Origin of the sequence: Pseudomonas flavescens, from assembly GCF_013408425.1 — a bacterium.
GTDB classification, from domain to species: Bacteria; Pseudomonadota; Gammaproteobacteria; order Pseudomonadales; family Pseudomonadaceae; genus Aquipseudomonas; species Aquipseudomonas fulva_A.
Window position 1 is genome coordinate 4,297,546 of the sequence record NZ_JACBYV010000001.1, and the last position, 15,192, is coordinate 4,312,737.

The following is a 15,192-nucleotide window of genomic DNA, read 5'->3' on the forward strand; positions in this document are numbered from 1 at the left end:
GGTCTACCCCAAACAACGACTCGGAGAACATGGCTCATGGTCTTACGCTCGCAAATTCTCGCCCATAAACTCGAACTGCCCAGCGCCGAGCAGGCGTTGCCCGGCCGCGAAACCGCGATCTCGGTGCCTGAGGCCCATTACGTGAATGGCAACCCGCTGCAGGGGCCGTTCCCGGCCGGCCTGCAGACCGCCGTGTTCGGCCTGGGATGCTTCTGGGGTGCCGAGCGGCGCTTCTGGCAGCAGCCCGGTGTATGGACCACCGCGGTGGGCTACGCTGGCGGTCATACCCCCAACCCCACTTATGAAGAAACCTGCTCGGGCCTGACCGGCCATGCCGAAGTGGTGCTGGTGGTATTCGACCCTCAGCAGACCAGCTACGAAGAACTGCTCAAGGTGTTCTGGGAAGTGCATAACCCAACCCAGGGCATGCGTCAGGGCAACGACATCGGCAGCCAGTATCGCTCGACCATCTACTGTACCGACGAGCAGCAGCTCGAGGCCGCACGCCGCAGCCAGGCGCAGTTCCAGAGCGAATTGGAGAAATCCGGCTTTGGTGAGATCACCACCGAGATCACCCTGGCGCCGACGTTTTATTACGCAGAGGCCTACCACCAGCAATATCTGGCGAAAAACCCGGAGGGTTATTGCGGCCTGGGCGGAACCGGCGTGTGCCTGCCAGCCTGAAATAGCGAAATAGCCACATGCGACTGTCTGCCAGAATGCGCACAGGCCGCTAGACTTGTCGAACAGCCACTATCAGATCAAGCACGGAATGCCGGATACCAATCAGTACATTTCGCCCGACCAGCTTTGCGTCGGGCTTTATGTCCAACTCGATCTGAGCTGGTGGGAACATTCGTTCGCCTTCAGTAATTTCAAGATCAAGGACGAAAGTCAGCTCAAGCAACTGCGTGCACTGGGTCTCAAGCGCCTGCGCTACGACCCCGCGCGCAGCGACTGTGGGCCACTGGCATTGCCGGCCAAGGTTGTAGAACAGGCGCCGCTGGCACCGCCCGATCCGCAGGAGCAGGCCCGCCAGGTGCGGGTCAAGACACTCAGCGTGCTGCGCAAGAGACTGTCCGAGGTCGACCGGGCGTTCACCCAGGCCAGCCAGCGGGTCAAGACGCTCAACCAGAGCCTGCGCAACCAGCCGGAAGAATCGGTCAAACAGGCCGGGGCGCTGGTCAACGAGCTGGTCGAGACCATGCTTGGCGAAGACGGCGTCGCGCTGCACAGCATCACCGGCAAGGCAGCCGAAGACGCCTACGTACACTCGCTGAACGTCACCGTGCTGTCGATGATGCTGGGCCGTCAACTGGGCCTGGATAGCGAGGCCAGCCATATGCTCGGCATGGGCGCCCTGCTGCATGACATAGGCAAGCTGGAAATACCCAGCAAGGTGTTGCTCAAACCACCACCCCTGACCCGTGCCGAACAGCAATTGCGGGAAATGCACACCGTATTCGGGCGCCGCATGGGCGAGAAGCTGATGCTCGATGACGACGTGCTGCGCATCATCCACGAGCACCACGAATACTGCGACGGCAGCGGCTATCCACAGCAACTGCGCGAGGCGTCGATAGGCCGCCTGAGCCGCATCGTGTGCATCGCCAACCACTTCGACAACCTGTGCAACCCGCTCGATCCGCGCACCGCACTCAGCCCCCATGAGGCGCTGGCGCGCATGTACTTGCCACAACAGCGAGTACATTTCGACGAGGTCGCACTGAAGGCCTTCATCCGTTGCATGGGCGTCTACCCGCCAGGCAGCCTGGTGCAGCTGGAAGACGAGCGTTACGCCCTGGTGCTGGGCATGCACCCGACCCTGCCGATGAAGCCGACGCTGATCGTCTACGACCCCCAGATTCCCAAGGAAGAGGCCCTGATCGTCAATCTGGAAGCAGAGCCGTCACTGACCATCGCCGCCAGCGTACGCGCCTCGCAGCTTCCACCGGAAGCCCTCGAATACCTGAATCCGCGCCAGCAACTGAGCTACTACGTCGATCCACGGCGAAGGTAGATAAAAGACTACTCATCCATGGATGTGCCTAGATGTCCGAACACCCTTACCTTCTCGTCCATGGTCTGATCGGCAGCCTGCGTGACCTGGCACCGGTATTTCACTCACGGGGCATGCAGGCACATGCGCCGGATCTGCTCGGCTACGGCGCCATGCAGCATGTGGATCCCTGCGCCATCACGCTACCCGGGCAGGTGGAACACCTCGCACGGTGGCTCGCGGAAAGGGATATCGAGCGCGTTCATCTGGTCGGTCACTCCGTTGGAGGCGCGATCGCGATGCTGTTCGCCACGGCTCATCCGACAAGCGTAGCGTCGATTCATAATGTCGAAGGAAACTTCTCGCTGGCCGATGCCTTCTGGTCAGCCAGCGTGGCCCGGATGACGGCCCATGAGGCCGACACGATGCTCGCGCAGCTCAGGGAAAACCCGGATGGCTGGTTGGCCAAGTCGGGGATAGCGGCCTCTGCGAGCCATCGCGCCACCGCATCGAGTTTCCTGGGCAACCAACCGGCATCGACCATCCAGGCCACTGCACGCTCGGTCGTTGCAGTCACCGGCCACGCCGATTACCTGGATGCAGTCAGGAAAATATTCGCAGGACAGGTCCCCGTTCACCTGATCGCCGGTGAACGCTCGAGGGATGGCTGGAACGTTCCACAGTGGGCGCTGGAAAAGGCAGCCAGCTTTACCTGTGTGCCCGGTGGGCACCTGATGATGGTGGAAGATCCGGCGCGGTTCGTGGATGCGCTCACGAGCAGCCAAGAACGAAGCGGCGATCGATGAACAGCAGCGCTGTCAGCCCTGTTCAGCGATCAGCCAGTCCAGGCGCCAGCTTCCCTTGCTCTGCGCCAGGCGCTCGGCCAGCCAGGGCAGCAGCTCACGCAACTCGTCCTCCAGGCCCCATGGTGGATTGCTGATCAGCAGGCCGGAGCCGTTAAGGCGCTGCGCGTCATCGGCGGGGTGCACGAACAGCTCGGCCCGCAGCAGCTTCGGCGCCGCGCTCTTTTCCATGTCGCGGTAGAAGCGCTTGAGCTGACGCTCATCCTTGATCGGGTACCAGATCGCCACGATGGTCTGGCGCATGCGCCCGATGGCCTCGTTGAGGGAGGTGACGCAGCGTTCCAGCTCGTCGGCCTTCTCGAACGGCGGATCGATCAGCATGACCGCCCGCTTCTCACGCGTTGGCAACAGGGCGCGCGGCAGGTGCCAGCCCTCCCCCAGGTGCACGGCCACACGCCGATCACCGGCCATGTTTTCCTTGAGCAACTGCCCGTCCTCCGGGTGTTTCTCGTTGAGGTGCAGGCGATCCTGCTCGCGGGTCTGCAGGCGCGCCAGCTCGGGCGAGCCCGGGTAATGGCGCAGCACGCCATCGGGATTCATCGCGCGGATCACTTCCAGGTAATCGAGCAACGGCTCCGGTATATCCGTGGCGTCCCACAGCCGGCCTACCCCCTCGCGCCACTCACCGGTGCGGCTGGCCTGGTCGCCGGTCAGGTCGTACAGGCCAACACCGGCATGACTGTCCAGATACGCGTAAGGGGCCTCCTTGCGCGCCAACAGGGCGAACAGGCGGCAGAGCACCAAGTGTTTCAGCACATCGGCGTGGTTGCCGGCATGGAAGGCGTGGCGGTAATTCATCGTCGGCTCCTGAGCAGGAGGCGAATTGTAGCCGTCCTGCGCGTGCGCTGCAGCGCCTGCAATGGATTGGCCCGACAGTGTCCGGCTTGTTCTGCGCCATCACGGCGGTCGATGATGCTGGCGGGTCACGTGCAGCCCCCTAGACTGGCTGCATTCAACCGGAGAGCCATCATGCCCGAGACCTTGCTCAGCGCCCGCAACCTGGCGTTCGAACTCTACGAAGTACTGAATGCCGAGGCGCTCACCAGCCGCCCGCGATTCAGCGAGCACAGCCGGGAAACCTTCGAGGCCGCGCTGGACACCGCGCGCAGCATCGCCGAGGAGTTGTTCGCCACGCACAACCGCAAGGGCGACGAGCACGAGCCGCAGTATGTCGACGGCGCTGCGCAGTTGATCGACGAGGTCAAGCCAGCGTTGCAGGCCTTTGTCGACGCCGGCTTCCTCAACGCGACCAGAGACTTCGAGGCAGGCGGCATGCAGTTGCCGAACCTGCTGTCCCAGGCCTGTTTCGCGCATTTCCAGGCGGCCAACATCGCCACGGCGTCCTACCCGCTGCTGACCATGGCTGCCGCCAACCTGATCGAAGCCTTCGGCGACGAGCTGCAGAAGCGCCGCTTCCTGCAGCCGATGATCGAAGGCCGCTTCTTTGGCACCATGGCCCTGACCGAACCCCACGCAGGCTCATCCCTCGCCGATATCCGCACGCGCGCTGAACCGGTGGCCGATGGCAGCTACCGGCTCAAGGGCAACAAGATCTTCATCTCCGGGGGCGATCATGGCCTGAGCGAGAACATCATCCATCTGGTGCTGGCCCGCCTGCCCGACGCACCGGCAGGCGTGAAGGGCATTTCGCTGTTCATCGTGCCGAAGTTCCTGATCGGCGAAGACGGCAGCCTGAGCCCGCGCAACGACGTGGTCCTGGCAGGGCTGTTCCACAAGATGGGCTGGCGAGGCACCACCTCCACGGCGCTGAACTTCGGCGATCAGGGCAATTGTGTCGGCTATCTGGTGGGCAAACCCCATGCCGGCCTGTCCTACATGTTCCAGATGATGAACGAAGCCCGCATTGGCGTGGGCATGGGCGCGGTGATGCTCGGTTACGCCGGCTATCTGTACTCGCTGGAATACGCACGCCAACGCACCCAGGGCCGCTTGCCCGACGGCAAGAGCCCGGCTAGCGCTCAGGTGGCGATCATCGAGCACGCCGATGTGCGCCGCATGCTGCTGACCCAGAAGGCCTACGTGGAAGGCGCTTTCGATCTCGCGCTGTACTGCGCTCGCCTGTTCGACGATAGCCAGACACTGGAGGACGCGGCACAACGTGAGCAAGCCGGGCAACTGCTCGACCTGCTGACTCCGGTGGCCAAGTCCTGGCCGTCCGAGCATTGCCTGCAGGCCAACGCCCTGGCAATCCAGATCCTCGGCGGCCACGGCTATACCCGGGATCATCCGGTGGAACAGTACTACCGCGACAACCGCCTCAATCCGATCCATGAAGGCACCCACGGCATCCAGTCCCTGGACCTGCTGGGGCGCAAGGTTGGCCAGCACGGCGGCGCGGCACTCAAGGCATTGAGCCAGCAGATCATCGCAACCTGTCAGCGTGCCGAGCCCTTCATCGAACTGGACGCCCTGCGTCAGCCGCTGGAAAAGCTGCTGGCACGCTTGTCCCAGGTAACTCTCGGCCTGCTCGGCGACCTCCAGCAGGGCCGCGTGAACGGCACCCTGGCGGACTCGGCGCTGTACCTGAAGGTGTTCGGCCATCTGGTGATCGGCTGGCGCTGGCTGGAGCAGGCCGTTCACGCCGAGCAGGGGCGCCTCGCTGGCAATGCGGCCGACGCCGACTTCTATAGCGGCAAACTGCAGGCAGCCCGCTACTTCCTGCTACGCGAGGTGCCGGGCTGCCATCACGACCTGGACCTGCTGGAGCAACGTGACGACACCTGCCTGGCAATGAACGAGGCGTGGTTTTGAGCGACGGCGATCGAGTAACCCTCCCTCGCGCGATATCTGACACCGCTTGGTGGGTTACGCGACGCGCCGAGATGGCGGCGCCTGGAGCACGCGGCCATGGCGCCGCTAACCCGCCCTACGACACTGGGGCCTGCAGGGACGACCAAGCTTGATCTGCGGTGATCACGCAAGCCGTGGGGTTGAGTTATCCACAACGAGAAACGGGCCCAATGGGCCCGTTGCTTTTTATTCACTCAATCAACGCGCGGTAATCAGCGGTGCGCTGAGTTTTTCCAGCAGGCTGGCCTGTGCGCTGCGCGAGTTCTGGTTGCCGGTTGGCGACAGGCGCAGGTAGCGGCCGTCAGGCTGCAGCACCCAGGCATGGGTGTTGTCGGTGAGATAGGCTTCCAGCTCCTTCTTGACCCGGGTGATGAGCTTCTTCCCTTCGACGGGGAAACAGGTCTCCACACGCTTGTCGAGGTTGCGTTCCATCCAGTCGGCGCTGGAGAGGTAGATCTTCTCTTCGCCGCCATTGAGGAAATAGAACACCCGGGTGTGTTCCAGGAAGCGACCGATGATCGAGCGCACGTGAATGTTGTGCGACACCCCGGGCACGCCCGGACGCAGGCAGCACATGCCACGCACCACCAGGTCGATTCGCACGCCGGTCTGGCTGGCCTTGTACAGCGCGCGAATGATCTTCGCATCGGTCAGCGAGTTGAACTTGGCGATGATGTGCGCCGGCTTGCCCTCGCTGGCCAGCTGAGTTTCCCTGGTGATCATGTCGAGCAGGGTCTTCTTCAGGGTGAAGGGCGCATGCAGGAGCTTCTTCATGCGCAGGGTCTTGCCCATGCCGATCAGCTGGCTGAACATCTTCGATACGTCCTCGCCCAGCGCCACGTCGGCGGTGAGCAGGCTGTAGTCGGTGTACAGGCGGGCGTTGCCGGCGTGGTAGTTGCCGGTACCCAGGTGTGCGTAACGGACGATCTCGCCGTTCTCACGACGCAGGATGAGCATCATCTTGGCGTGGGTCTTGAAGCCCACCACACCGTAGATCACCACCGCGCCGGCAGCCTGCAGGCGGCTGGCCAACGCCAGGTTGGACTCCTCGTCGAAGCGCGCGCGCAGCTCGATGACCGCGGTGACTTCCTTGCCGTTGCGCGCGGCTTCCACCAGCGCATCGACGATTTCCGAGTTGGCCCCGGAACGGTACAAGGTCTGCTTGATCGCCAGTACGTGGGGATCCTTGGCCGCCTGGCGCAACAGGTCCACCACCGGGGTGAAGGACTCGAAGGGATGCAGCAGGAGGATGTCCTGCTTGCTGACCACGCTGAAGATGTTCTCGCTGTTCTGCAGCAGCTTGGGGATCACCGGAGTGAACGGCGCGTACTGCAGATCCTGATGGCTTTCCAGACCGGTGATGCTGAACAGACGGGTCAGGTTGACCGGGCCGTTGACCTGGTAAAGCTCGTGCTCCGACAGGCCGAACTGCTTGAGCAACTGGTCGGTGAGGTGTTTCGGGCAGCTGTCGACCACCTCCAGGCGCACCGCATCACCGTAGCGGCGGCTGAACAGCTCGCCGCGCAGGGCACGCGCCAGGTCTTCCACATCCTCGGTATCCACCGACAGGTCGGCGTTACGGGTCAGGCGGAACTGGTAGCAACCCTTGACCTTCATGCCGGGGAACAGGTCGTCGGCGTGGGCGTGGATCATCGACGACAGGAACACGTAGTTGGCGCCTGGGCCGCCGACATCTTCCGGCACCTTGATGATGCGTGGCAGCAGGCGTGGCGCCGGGATGACCGCCAGACCGGAGTCGCGACCGAACGCATCGACACCTTCCAGCTCGACGATGAAGTTCAGGCTCTTGTTGACCAGCAGTGGGAACGGGTGAGTCGGGTCGAGACCGATCGGCGTGATGATCGGCGCGATCTCGTCGCGGAAATAGCGGCGTACCCACGCCTTGTGCTTGGTCGTCCAGTAGCGGCGGCGGATGAAGTTGATGCCGTGCTTGGCCAGCGCCGGAAACAGCACATCGTTGAGGATGGCGTACTGACGGCCGACCTGCTCGTGGACCAGTTCGGCAATACGCGACAGCGCCTGATGAGGCTGCAAGCCATCGGCACCGGCCTGTTCACGGGCAAAATTGATCTGCTTCTTCAGCCCGGCAACACGGATTTCGAAGAACTCGTCGAGGTTGCTGGAGAAGATCAGCAGGAACTTCAGGCGTTCGAGCAGCGGGTAGGACTCGTCCAGCGCCTGTTCCAGCACGCGGATGTTGAACTGCAGCTGCGACAGCTCACGATGGATGTACAGGCTGCTGTCATCCAGGCTGGGCACTGGCACGGCGACCGCCGTGGTTTCGACTACGGGCGTTTCCACTATCGCTTCCACCGGCGCTTCGTCGATCACCGGCAGGCTGATTGCCGGTACATCGAGCTGTTCGTTCTCACTGAGTCCTTCGTTGCTCATTGAATTACCCTGGAGAGGCTATTGCCCCTGTCGTATGAGTTCGGCCGCACGCACGGCGAAATAAGTGAGGATGCCATCGGCACCCGCTCGTTTGCAGGCGGTCAGCGATTCGAGAATGACCGCCTCGCTGAGCCAGCCGTTCTGGATGGCAGCCATGTGCATCGCATATTCGCCACTGACCTGATAGACAAAGGTCGGCACCTTGAATTCGCTTTTGACCCGAGAAACGATGTCCAGATAGGGCATGCCCGGCTTGACCATCACCATGTCGGCGCCTTCGGCCAGGTCGGCGGCGACTTCGTGCAGCGCCTCGTCACTGTTGGCCGGGTCCATCTGGTAGGAAGCCTTGTTGGCCTTGCCCAGGTTCAGCGAAGAACCTACCGCATCGCGGAACGGGCCGTAGTAGGCGCTGGCGTATTTGGCAGAGTAGGCCATGATCCGTACGTTGACGTGATCGGCCAGCTCCAGCGCTTCGCGGATCGCCTGGATGCGTCCGTCCATCATGTCCGAAGGCGCCACCACCTGAGCACCGGCATCGGCGTGGGACAGCGCCTGCTTGACCAGCGCATCGACGGTGATGTCGTTCTGCACGTAGCCTTGTTCGTCGAGAATACCGTCCTGACCATGGGTGGTGAACGGATCGAGGGCCACATCGGTGATCACCCCGAGCTCGGGGAAGCGCGCACGCAACGCACGGGTGGCGCGCTGGGCGATGCCATCCGGGTTCCAGGCTTCGCAGCCATCGAGGGTTTTCTTTTCCGCCGGCGTGACCGGGAACAGGGCTACAGCCGGAATCCCCAATGCCACCCATTTCTCCGCTTCCTGCAGCAGGAGATCGATGGACAGCCGCTCGACGCCCGGCATGGAGGCCACCTCCTCGCGCAGATTCTCGCCGTCCAGTACGAATACCGGCAGAATCAGGTCGTTGGTGGTCAGCACGTTCTCACGCACCAGACGCCGGGAAAAATCGTCGCGACGATTGCGACGCAGGCGGGTGGCTGGGAACAGGCGGTTGGCGGGGGTAAAGCTCACGGCAGACTCCTGGGCCCGCTCGAGCAGGCGAAGTGTGACAGTTATAAGCTGCCATTATGACCAAATGATGACGGCAATAACGAATACTGCGACGGCGCGTCGCAGCCGATAAGGCACATCGGATACTGCAAAAGCCCCGGGAATCGACGTACAAGCGCAACGGTGCCATTTCACAGTCTCTCGACAATTGCTGTTTTACGGTGTCGAACCGCGTAGCCTTGAATCCTCTCCTCTACGGTCACCTTTAATGCTGGAAAATCTGCTGCAGCACTTCGGTTACCCGGCACTGGCGCTGGGTACCTTTCTCGAGGGCGAAATGTCGTTGTTGCTGGCTGCCTACCTGGCGTTGCGCGGCATCCTCGACATCGAGCTGGTGATGTTCTTCGCCTTTCTCGGCACCTACGCCAGTGACCAGCTGTGGTTCCACCTCGGGCGTCGCCACGGCCGCCGCATTCTCGACAATCGCCCCCAGTGGCAGGCGCTCAGCGACAAGGCACTGGTGTATCTGCGTCGCCACCCGGACCTCTGGGTGCTGGGCTTTCGCTTCTTTTACGGCATGCGCACGGTGATGCCGCTGGCCATTGGCCTGTCCGGCTACCCGCGTCGCCGTTACGTAATTCTCGATGCCATCGGCGCAGCGATCTGGGCCATCGTGCTCGGCACCCTCGCCTACAAACTCGGCCGTGCACTCGAAGGCCTGCTTGGTGAGCTGCATCAGGTTCAGTTGTACGTCTTCGCGGGTCTGCTGATCATCGGCCTGGGCATCTGGCTGTACCGTCGTAGACAGCGCCGCGGTTGATGCACCGTACTTGACGTCGGCCTCACAAGCGTTCAAAAGCCTGTAACAATTGGCTGACTGACCAGTCATAACAGAAGACACGTTACCCCAAGCGAGACCGCCGGACGCAAGATCCGGGCTCGGCTCGTACCTCATCAGGAGTTGGTCGATGAACAAGAAAGTCGCAGTGATTCTTTCCGGTTGTGGCGTCTATGACGGCTCGGAGATCCACGAAAGCGTGATCACCCTGCTGCGCCTCGACCAACGCGGCGCCGAAGTGCAGTGCTTCGCGCCGGACATCGATCAGGCACACGTACTCAACCACCTCAGCGGCGAAGAAATGCAGCCAGCGCGTAACGTGCTGGTGGAGTCCGCACGTATCGCCCGCGGCAACATCAAGGACGTACGCGAACTGCGCGCCGACGACTTCGATGCGCTGATCCTGCCGGGCGGCTTCGGTGCCGCCAAGAATCTTTCCGACTTCGCCAGCGCCGGCGCCGACTGCACCGTGCAGGCCGACGTACTGACCGCTGCGCAGTCGTTCGTCAGCGCATCCAAACCCGTCGGCCTGATCTGCATCGCTCCGGCAATGGCGGCGCGCATCTTCGGCGCTGGCGTGACCTGCACCATCGGCCATGATGCCGATACCGCAGCGGCCCTGAGCAAGATGGGCGCCGAGCATGTCGAGTGCAACGTCGAAGATATCGTCGAGGATACCCAGCGCAAGCTGGTGACCACGCCGGCCTACATGCTGGCCAACTCGATCTCTCAGGCCGCGTCGGGGATCAACAAACTGGTGGATCGGGTGCTTGAACTGACACACGAGTGACGACCAGCTGCGCGGCGGCTCTGCGGCGTTAGAAACAGGCTCAAAAAGGCGCTTGCGGCTAACGCACTTCAGTGCGGCCCCGAAGGGGCGAGCGAAGCGAGTCATGCTCATGTACAAGAGCACACTCCGCTTCCTCGCCTGTTCTTGTGCGGGCGCCTAGCCCTTGCAGAGCTCTAGCTCGCTAGCTCGTCAGCAAGTAGGGAACCCTTCAACCGCGCGAAAGACGCGTCAGCAGACGATCCAGCGCGTTGGCGAAAGCCTGCCGATCTCTGTCGCCATAGGCGGCCTGACCACCACCGACCTGCCCCTGCTCACGCAGGTCGGTGAACAGGTTACGCACCGCCAGACGCTCGCCCATATTGCGCTCGTCGAACTCCTTGCCCCGCGGATCCAGCGCCAAGACGCCTTTCTTCACCAGCCGATCGGCCAGCGGCACATCGCTGCAGATCACCAACTCGCCGGGTACGGCGTGCTCCACCAGATAATCATCGGCCGCATCGGGCCCGCTCGGCACGACGATCAAACGCACACAGGCGAAAGCCGGTTTGGGCTGCGCTTGTCCGGCGACCATGACGACCTCGAAGTTACGCTTGAGGGCGAACTTGACCACCTGATCGCGGGCCAGCCGTGGGCAGGCGTCGGCGTCGATCCATACACGCATGCTCAGACCGGTGCGCGACGCACAGTGGCCAGCAACGCCGCGGCGCCCACAAACAGCGCACCAAAGCTGCGGTTCATGATGCGCTGCTGACGCGGCGTGCGCAGCAGGCGCAGAACACGCACGGCCAGGCCGGTATAACCCGCCATGACGATCAGGTCGACAGTCACCATGGTCACGCCAATGATCAGGTACTGCTCGGTCAGCGGCGCATGGGGGTTGATGAACTGCGGCAGCACGGCGAGCATGAAGATGATCGCCTTGGGGTTGCCGAAATTAACCAGAAAGCCGCGCAGCACCAGGCTCAGTGGTCGACCGATGGGGCGTTCGCCGCTGACGTTCATATCAGCCGGCAGTGCGCGCCACTGGCACCAGCCGAGGTACAACAGGTACACCACGCCAAACCATTTGATCAGGGTGAAGGCCAGCGCCGAAGTCGCCAGGATCGCCCCAACGCCAGCTGCGACGATGGCGATCTGCAGCGCCAGGCCAAGCTGCAGGCCCAGGGCGTTCCAGTAGCCGCGCCAGAAACCGTACTGCAGCCCCGCGGACATCGATGCGATGGCACCAGCACCCGGCGACAGGCTGATCAGCCAGCAGGCAACGAGAAAAGCGAGCCAGGTTTCCAGAGCCATAATGACGACCTCGTATTAGTAACGATCAGGGTTCGATCTTGCGCGGTGCCGGTACATCGCCGTTGCGCCAGCGCCTGACGGCTTTCTGGAAGAACAGGCTGTTGGGAATCTGCACCCAGGTGCCCGGCGCGTCACCGGTCAGGTCTTCCAGGGTGGTGTAGAACAGGTTGATATCCAGTACCCGGCCCCGAACGCCCGGCTTGTCGGCGCTTTCCAGCACCTCGACGCAGTCGCCGATACGGAACGGCCCGAGGGCGAAGATCAGCAGCGCGCAGAACAGGTTCGACAATACGCTCCAAATGGCGAAGAAAGCGATAGCGGCAACCGCGACGAAACCGGTCAGCGCGCCCCACAACACCTGCGCCGAGACTCCCAGTCGCTCGAGTACCAGCATGAAGGCGCTGCCCAGGATCAGCCAGCGGGTCAGGCCGCGCAACGGCACCAGCAACTCCGCTGGCAGTTGCGGATAGCGGTGGCCCAGGCGGGTGATGCCACGGGTAAGGATGCGCTGCGCCAGCCAGGCCAGCGCCAGAATCAGGATGACCTGACCGGTGCGCATCAGCGGCTGACTCCAGGCCGTCAACCAGGCCAGATCGATAACGTCGAAATTCAACCTATTGCCTCCAGTTCCTGTTGCAGGGTTTCCAGGGTCTCCAGCGCTTCCAGCCACTGCTCTTCCAGCTCGGCTTCACGGCTCTTGAGCCCGGCCTGGTCGGCCAGCGCCTGGCGCAACTCGTCCTTGCGGGCGGCCTCGTAAATCCCGCTATCGCCCAGCCGCTCCTCCAGTTCCGCAAGCTTGCCCTGCACCTGGCCAAGTTCGGCTTCGAGCTTGTCCGCCGCTTTCTTGTGCGGTGCCAACTGCTGACGCAGGGCAGCCGCGGCCTGGCGCTGCCCCCGCTTGTCGTTGCCGCTGCCGGCCGAAGTGGCGACCGCCGGAGCGGCCTGCCGCTGACGATAATCCACCAGCCAACGCGCGTAATCTTCCAGATCACCGTCGAACGGCGCCACGCGGCCGTCGGCGACCAGCAGGAACTCGTCGGTGGTGCTCTTGAGCAGGTGCCGATCGTGAGACACCACCACCACTGCACCGGCGAACTCCTGCAGCGCCATGGTCAGTGCCAGGCGCATCTCCAGATCCAGGTGGTTGGTCGGTTCATCGAGCAGCAGCAGGTTGGGTTTGCCCCAGGCGATCAGCGCCAGGGCCAGACGGGCCTTTTCGCCACCCGAGAAATTCAGCACCGGCTCATCGCAGCGCGGCCCGCGGAAGTCGAAGCCCCCCAGGAAATCGCGCAGCGTCTGCTCGCGCTCGGTCGGCGCGATGCGCTGCAGGTGCAGCAAGGGGCTGGCCTTGTCGTCCAGCGCATCGAGCTGATGCTGGGCGAAGTAGCCGATCACCAGATTCTCGCCACGCTGCAGGCTGCCACTCAACGGCTGCAGCTCAGCGGAGAGGTTCTTGATCAGCGTCGATTTGCCCGCACCGTTGGGGCCGAGCAGCCCAATGCGGGCACCCGGCACCAGGCTCAGCTTGACCTGTTGCAGAATGGTCTTGTCGCCATAACCGAGGCGACCTTCGCTGAGGCTGAGCAGCGGCGTGGAAATCTTGTCGGCCTCGCGAAACACGAAATCGAAGGGCGAGTCGACGTGGGCGGCGCTCAGCTCCTCCATGCGCTCAAGTGCCTTGATGCGGCTCTGCGCCTGGCGGGCCTTGGTCGCCTGGGCCTTGAAGCGGGCGATGTACTTTTCCATGTGCGCGCGCTGCGCTTGCTGTTTCTCGTACGCTTGCTGCTGTTGAGCCAGACGCTCTGCGCGGGTGCGCTCGAAGGCACTGTAGCCTCCGCGATAGAGGGTCAGCTTGCGCTGATCGACATGGGCGACGTGGTCTACCACGGCATCGAGAAAATCCCGGTCATGGGAGATCAGCAGCAAGGTGCCGGGATAGCTCTGCAACCAGCCTTCGAGCCAGAGAATGGCATCCAGATCCAGGTGGTTGGTCGGTTCGTCGAGCAGCAGCAGATCGGATGGGCACATCAGCGCCTGGGCCAGGTTCAGGCGCATCCGCCAGCCACCGGAGAAGTCGCCGACCCGGCGATCCATCTGCGCGTTGTCGAAGCCCAGACCGGCCAGCAGCTTGCGTGCGCGAGCGTCGGCGGTATAGCCGTCGGCGCTGTCCAGCTCACTGTGCAGGCGAGCGATGGCGCTGCCATCCTGGCGCTGTTCAGCAGTCGCCAGCTCAGCCTGCACGCGGCGCAGGTTGTGGTCGCCGTCGAGCACGTAGTCCACAGCCAGGCGCTCGAGGTTGTCGACCTCCTGGCGCATGTGGGCGATGCGCCAGTCGCCAGGCAACAGGCAATCGCCGGCGTCCGGGGTCAACTCGCCCCGCAGCAGGGCGAACAGGCTGGATTTGCCGGCGCCATTGGCACCGATCAGACCGGCTTTGTGGCCGGCGTGCAGGGTCAGCTCGGCGTCTTCTAGCAGACGCTGCGGGCCACGCTGTAAGGTAAGGTTCAGGAGTCGGATCATAATGGCGGCGGATTCTATCAGAGTCCCCCGCCGCATACTCGGAGCACGCATGACCGCTGACCTATGGAGCTTCGCCACCACCCTCTACGCGCGCCCAGGCGTCGAAGCCGCGTGCCTGGAACTGCAGGCCGCCGGTGCGGATGTCTGCCTGCTGCTCTGCGGGCTGTGGCTGGATCGCCGCGGCACGCCATATGACGACGCTCTCGAAGGGCAATTGCGGCGAGTTTCAACGCAATGGCAGCACGATGTCGTCAAACCGCTCAGAAGCCTGCGCCAGGCGTGGCGCACACCAGCGCAACAAGATACGGCGCTCGCCGCGCTGCGGCAGCAAGTCAAACGACTGGAATTGGATGCGGAGCGGGAACAACTGAAGCGCCTGGAGACATTGGCTCAGGACAGAGTCCGGCAGCCGGGCAGCCAGCAACGCCTCTGGCTGGAGGCTCTGGCTGTGCCAGCCGTACAGGCCCGGGAGCACCTGTATGGTGCGAGCCTCAGCCATGGCCTGGATCAGGCTCGGCTATGAGAAGGACCATCCCGCAGGCCGTGTGAAAACGTAGCGAGCGAAGGGCAGGCAAGGGCTGGGCGCCCCCGCCGGCGAAACGTAGCGCAGCGCAGTAACAGCCGAAGACTGGCCCGCAGGGCGAACGTAGTGAGT

Annotated in this window: 14 protein-coding genes; 7 read left to right on the forward strand and 7 right to left on the reverse strand. The window is 63.2% G+C overall.

What is annotated here, in order from left to right:
- Positions 1–36 precede the first annotated feature (36 nt).
- Genes msrA through FHR27_RS19290 form a run of 3 tightly spaced genes read left to right on the forward strand, consistent with a single transcriptional unit; the run spans position 37 to position 2,805 of the window.
- The gene (msrA, locus tag FHR27_RS19280) at positions 37–684 is read left to right on the forward strand and encodes a peptide-methionine (S)-S-oxide reductase MsrA (RefSeq protein ID WP_042553892.1); all 648 of its coding nucleotides are present in this window, start codon (positions 37–39) and stop codon (positions 682–684) included.
- Between the two features lie 55 nt (positions 685–739).
- A complete protein-coding gene (locus FHR27_RS19285; RefSeq protein WP_257026951.1) occupies positions 740–2,020 on the forward strand; it encodes an HD-GYP domain-containing protein in 1,281 nt (426 codons plus the stop codon).
- Between the two features lie 32 nt (positions 2,021–2,052).
- Positions 2,053–2,805 (forward strand): alpha/beta fold hydrolase, encoded by a 753-nt coding sequence (locus FHR27_RS19290; RefSeq protein WP_179539307.1) that lies wholly within the window; start codon positions 2,053–2,055, stop codon positions 2,803–2,805.
- Positions 2,806–2,817: 12 nt separating this feature from the next.
- Here the strand turns inward: FHR27_RS19290 and FHR27_RS19295 are convergent, their stop codons facing one another.
- Complete coding sequence (locus FHR27_RS19295; protein WP_042553890.1) at positions 2,818–3,660, reverse strand: 23S rRNA (adenine(2030)-N(6))-methyltransferase RlmJ; 843 nt, start codon at positions 3,658–3,660, stop codon at positions 2,818–2,820.
- Between the two features lie 171 nt (positions 3,661–3,831).
- Here FHR27_RS19295 and FHR27_RS19300 point away from each other — a divergent pair, with 171 nt between their 5' ends.
- Positions 3,832–5,634 carry an acyl-CoA dehydrogenase gene (locus tag FHR27_RS19300; RefSeq protein ID WP_179539308.1) on the forward strand — a complete coding sequence of 601 codons (1,803 nt, stop codon included), beginning with the start codon at positions 3,832–3,834 and terminating at the stop codon, positions 5,632–5,634.
- Positions 5,635–5,871: 237 nt separating this feature from the next.
- On the opposite strand, the gene ppk1 is transcribed toward FHR27_RS19300, so the two are convergent.
- Together ppk1 and hemB are read right to left on the reverse strand one after the other, a co-directional pair.
- Positions 5,872–8,085, reverse strand: coding sequence for a polyphosphate kinase 1 (ppk1, locus tag FHR27_RS19305; RefSeq protein ID WP_179539309.1), 2,214 nt, complete (start codon positions 8,083–8,085; stop codon positions 5,872–5,874).
- A gap of 18 nt (positions 8,086–8,103) precedes the next feature.
- A complete protein-coding gene (hemB, locus tag FHR27_RS19310; protein ID WP_042553887.1) occupies positions 8,104–9,117 on the reverse strand; it encodes a porphobilinogen synthase in 1,014 nt (337 codons plus the stop codon).
- Positions 9,118–9,364: 247 nt separating this feature from the next.
- Between hemB and FHR27_RS19315 the strand changes: the two genes are divergently transcribed.
- Together FHR27_RS19315 and elbB are read left to right on the forward strand one after the other, a co-directional pair.
- Positions 9,365–9,916, forward strand: a complete 552-nt coding sequence (locus tag FHR27_RS19315) for a DedA family protein (protein WP_179539310.1) — start codon at positions 9,365–9,367, stop codon at positions 9,914–9,916.
- Between the two features lie 148 nt (positions 9,917–10,064).
- The gene (gene elbB, locus FHR27_RS19320) at positions 10,065–10,724 is read left to right on the forward strand and encodes an isoprenoid biosynthesis glyoxalase ElbB (protein WP_042553885.1); all 660 of its coding nucleotides are present in this window, start codon (positions 10,065–10,067) and stop codon (positions 10,722–10,724) included.
- 208 nt (positions 10,725–10,932) lie between these two features.
- On the opposite strand, the gene FHR27_RS19325 is transcribed toward elbB, so the two are convergent.
- Genes FHR27_RS19325 through FHR27_RS19340 form a run of 4 tightly spaced genes read right to left on the reverse strand, consistent with a single transcriptional unit; the run spans position 10,933 to position 14,537 of the window.
- On the reverse strand, positions 10,933–11,385 hold the full coding sequence (locus FHR27_RS19325; protein WP_179539311.1) for a YaiI/YqxD family protein: 453 nt from the start codon (positions 11,383–11,385) through the stop codon (positions 10,933–10,935).
- A 2-nt stretch (positions 11,386–11,387) separates the two neighbouring features.
- A complete protein-coding gene (rhtB, locus tag FHR27_RS19330) occupies positions 11,388–12,017 on the reverse strand; it encodes a homoserine/homoserine lactone efflux protein (protein WP_042553883.1) in 630 nt (209 codons plus the stop codon).
- A gap of 25 nt (positions 12,018–12,042) precedes the next feature.
- Positions 12,043–12,576 carry a mechanosensitive ion channel family protein gene (locus FHR27_RS19335; RefSeq protein WP_042553944.1) on the reverse strand — a complete coding sequence of 178 codons (534 nt, stop codon included), beginning with the start codon at positions 12,574–12,576 and terminating at the stop codon, positions 12,043–12,045.
- Between the two features lie 50 nt (positions 12,577–12,626).
- Positions 12,627–14,537 (reverse strand): ATP-binding cassette domain-containing protein, encoded by a 1,911-nt coding sequence (locus tag FHR27_RS19340; RefSeq protein ID WP_179539312.1) that lies wholly within the window; start codon positions 14,535–14,537, stop codon positions 12,627–12,629.
- A gap of 49 nt (positions 14,538–14,586) precedes the next feature.
- On the opposite strand from FHR27_RS19340, the gene FHR27_RS19345 reads away from it, so the two are divergent.
- The gene (locus FHR27_RS19345) at positions 14,587–15,060 is read left to right on the forward strand and encodes a TIGR02444 family protein (protein WP_179539313.1); all 474 of its coding nucleotides are present in this window, start codon (positions 14,587–14,589) and stop codon (positions 15,058–15,060) included.
- Positions 15,061–15,192 lie beyond the last annotated feature (132 nt).

Coding starts and splice junctions, on each gene's coding strand:
- FHR27_RS19315 (WP_179539310.1), top strand. CDS start 9,365: ATGCTGGAAAATCTGCTGCAGCACTTCGGTTACCCGGCACTGGCGCTG.
- FHR27_RS19325 (WP_179539311.1), bottom strand. CDS start 11,385: ATGCGTGTATGGATCGACGCCGACGCCTGCCCACGGCTGGCCCGCGAT.
- elbB (WP_042553885.1), top strand. CDS start 10,065: ATGAACAAGAAAGTCGCAGTGATTCTTTCCGGTTGTGGCGTCTATGAC.
- ppk1 (WP_179539309.1), bottom strand. CDS start 8,085: ATGAGCAACGAAGGACTCAGTGAGAACGAACAGCTCGATGTACCGGCA.
- FHR27_RS19300 (WP_179539308.1), top strand. CDS start 3,832: ATGCCCGAGACCTTGCTCAGCGCCCGCAACCTGGCGTTCGAACTCTAC.
- rhtB (WP_042553883.1), bottom strand. CDS start 12,017: ATGGCTCTGGAAACCTGGCTCGCTTTTCTCGTTGCCTGCTGGCTGATC.
- FHR27_RS19340 (WP_179539312.1), bottom strand. CDS start 14,537: ATGATCCGACTCCTGAACCTTACCTTACAGCGTGGCCCGCAGCGTCTG.
- FHR27_RS19345 (WP_179539313.1), top strand. CDS start 14,587: ATGACCGCTGACCTATGGAGCTTCGCCACCACCCTCTACGCGCGCCCA.
- FHR27_RS19335 (WP_042553944.1), bottom strand. CDS start 12,576: ATGCGCACCGGTCAGGTCATCCTGATTCTGGCGCTGGCCTGGCTGGCG.
- FHR27_RS19295 (WP_042553890.1), bottom strand. CDS start 3,660: ATGAATTACCGCCACGCCTTCCATGCCGGCAACCACGCCGATGTGCTG.
- msrA (WP_042553892.1), top strand. CDS start 37: ATGGTCTTACGCTCGCAAATTCTCGCCCATAAACTCGAACTGCCCAGC.
- FHR27_RS19290 (WP_179539307.1), top strand. CDS start 2,053: ATGTCCGAACACCCTTACCTTCTCGTCCATGGTCTGATCGGCAGCCTG.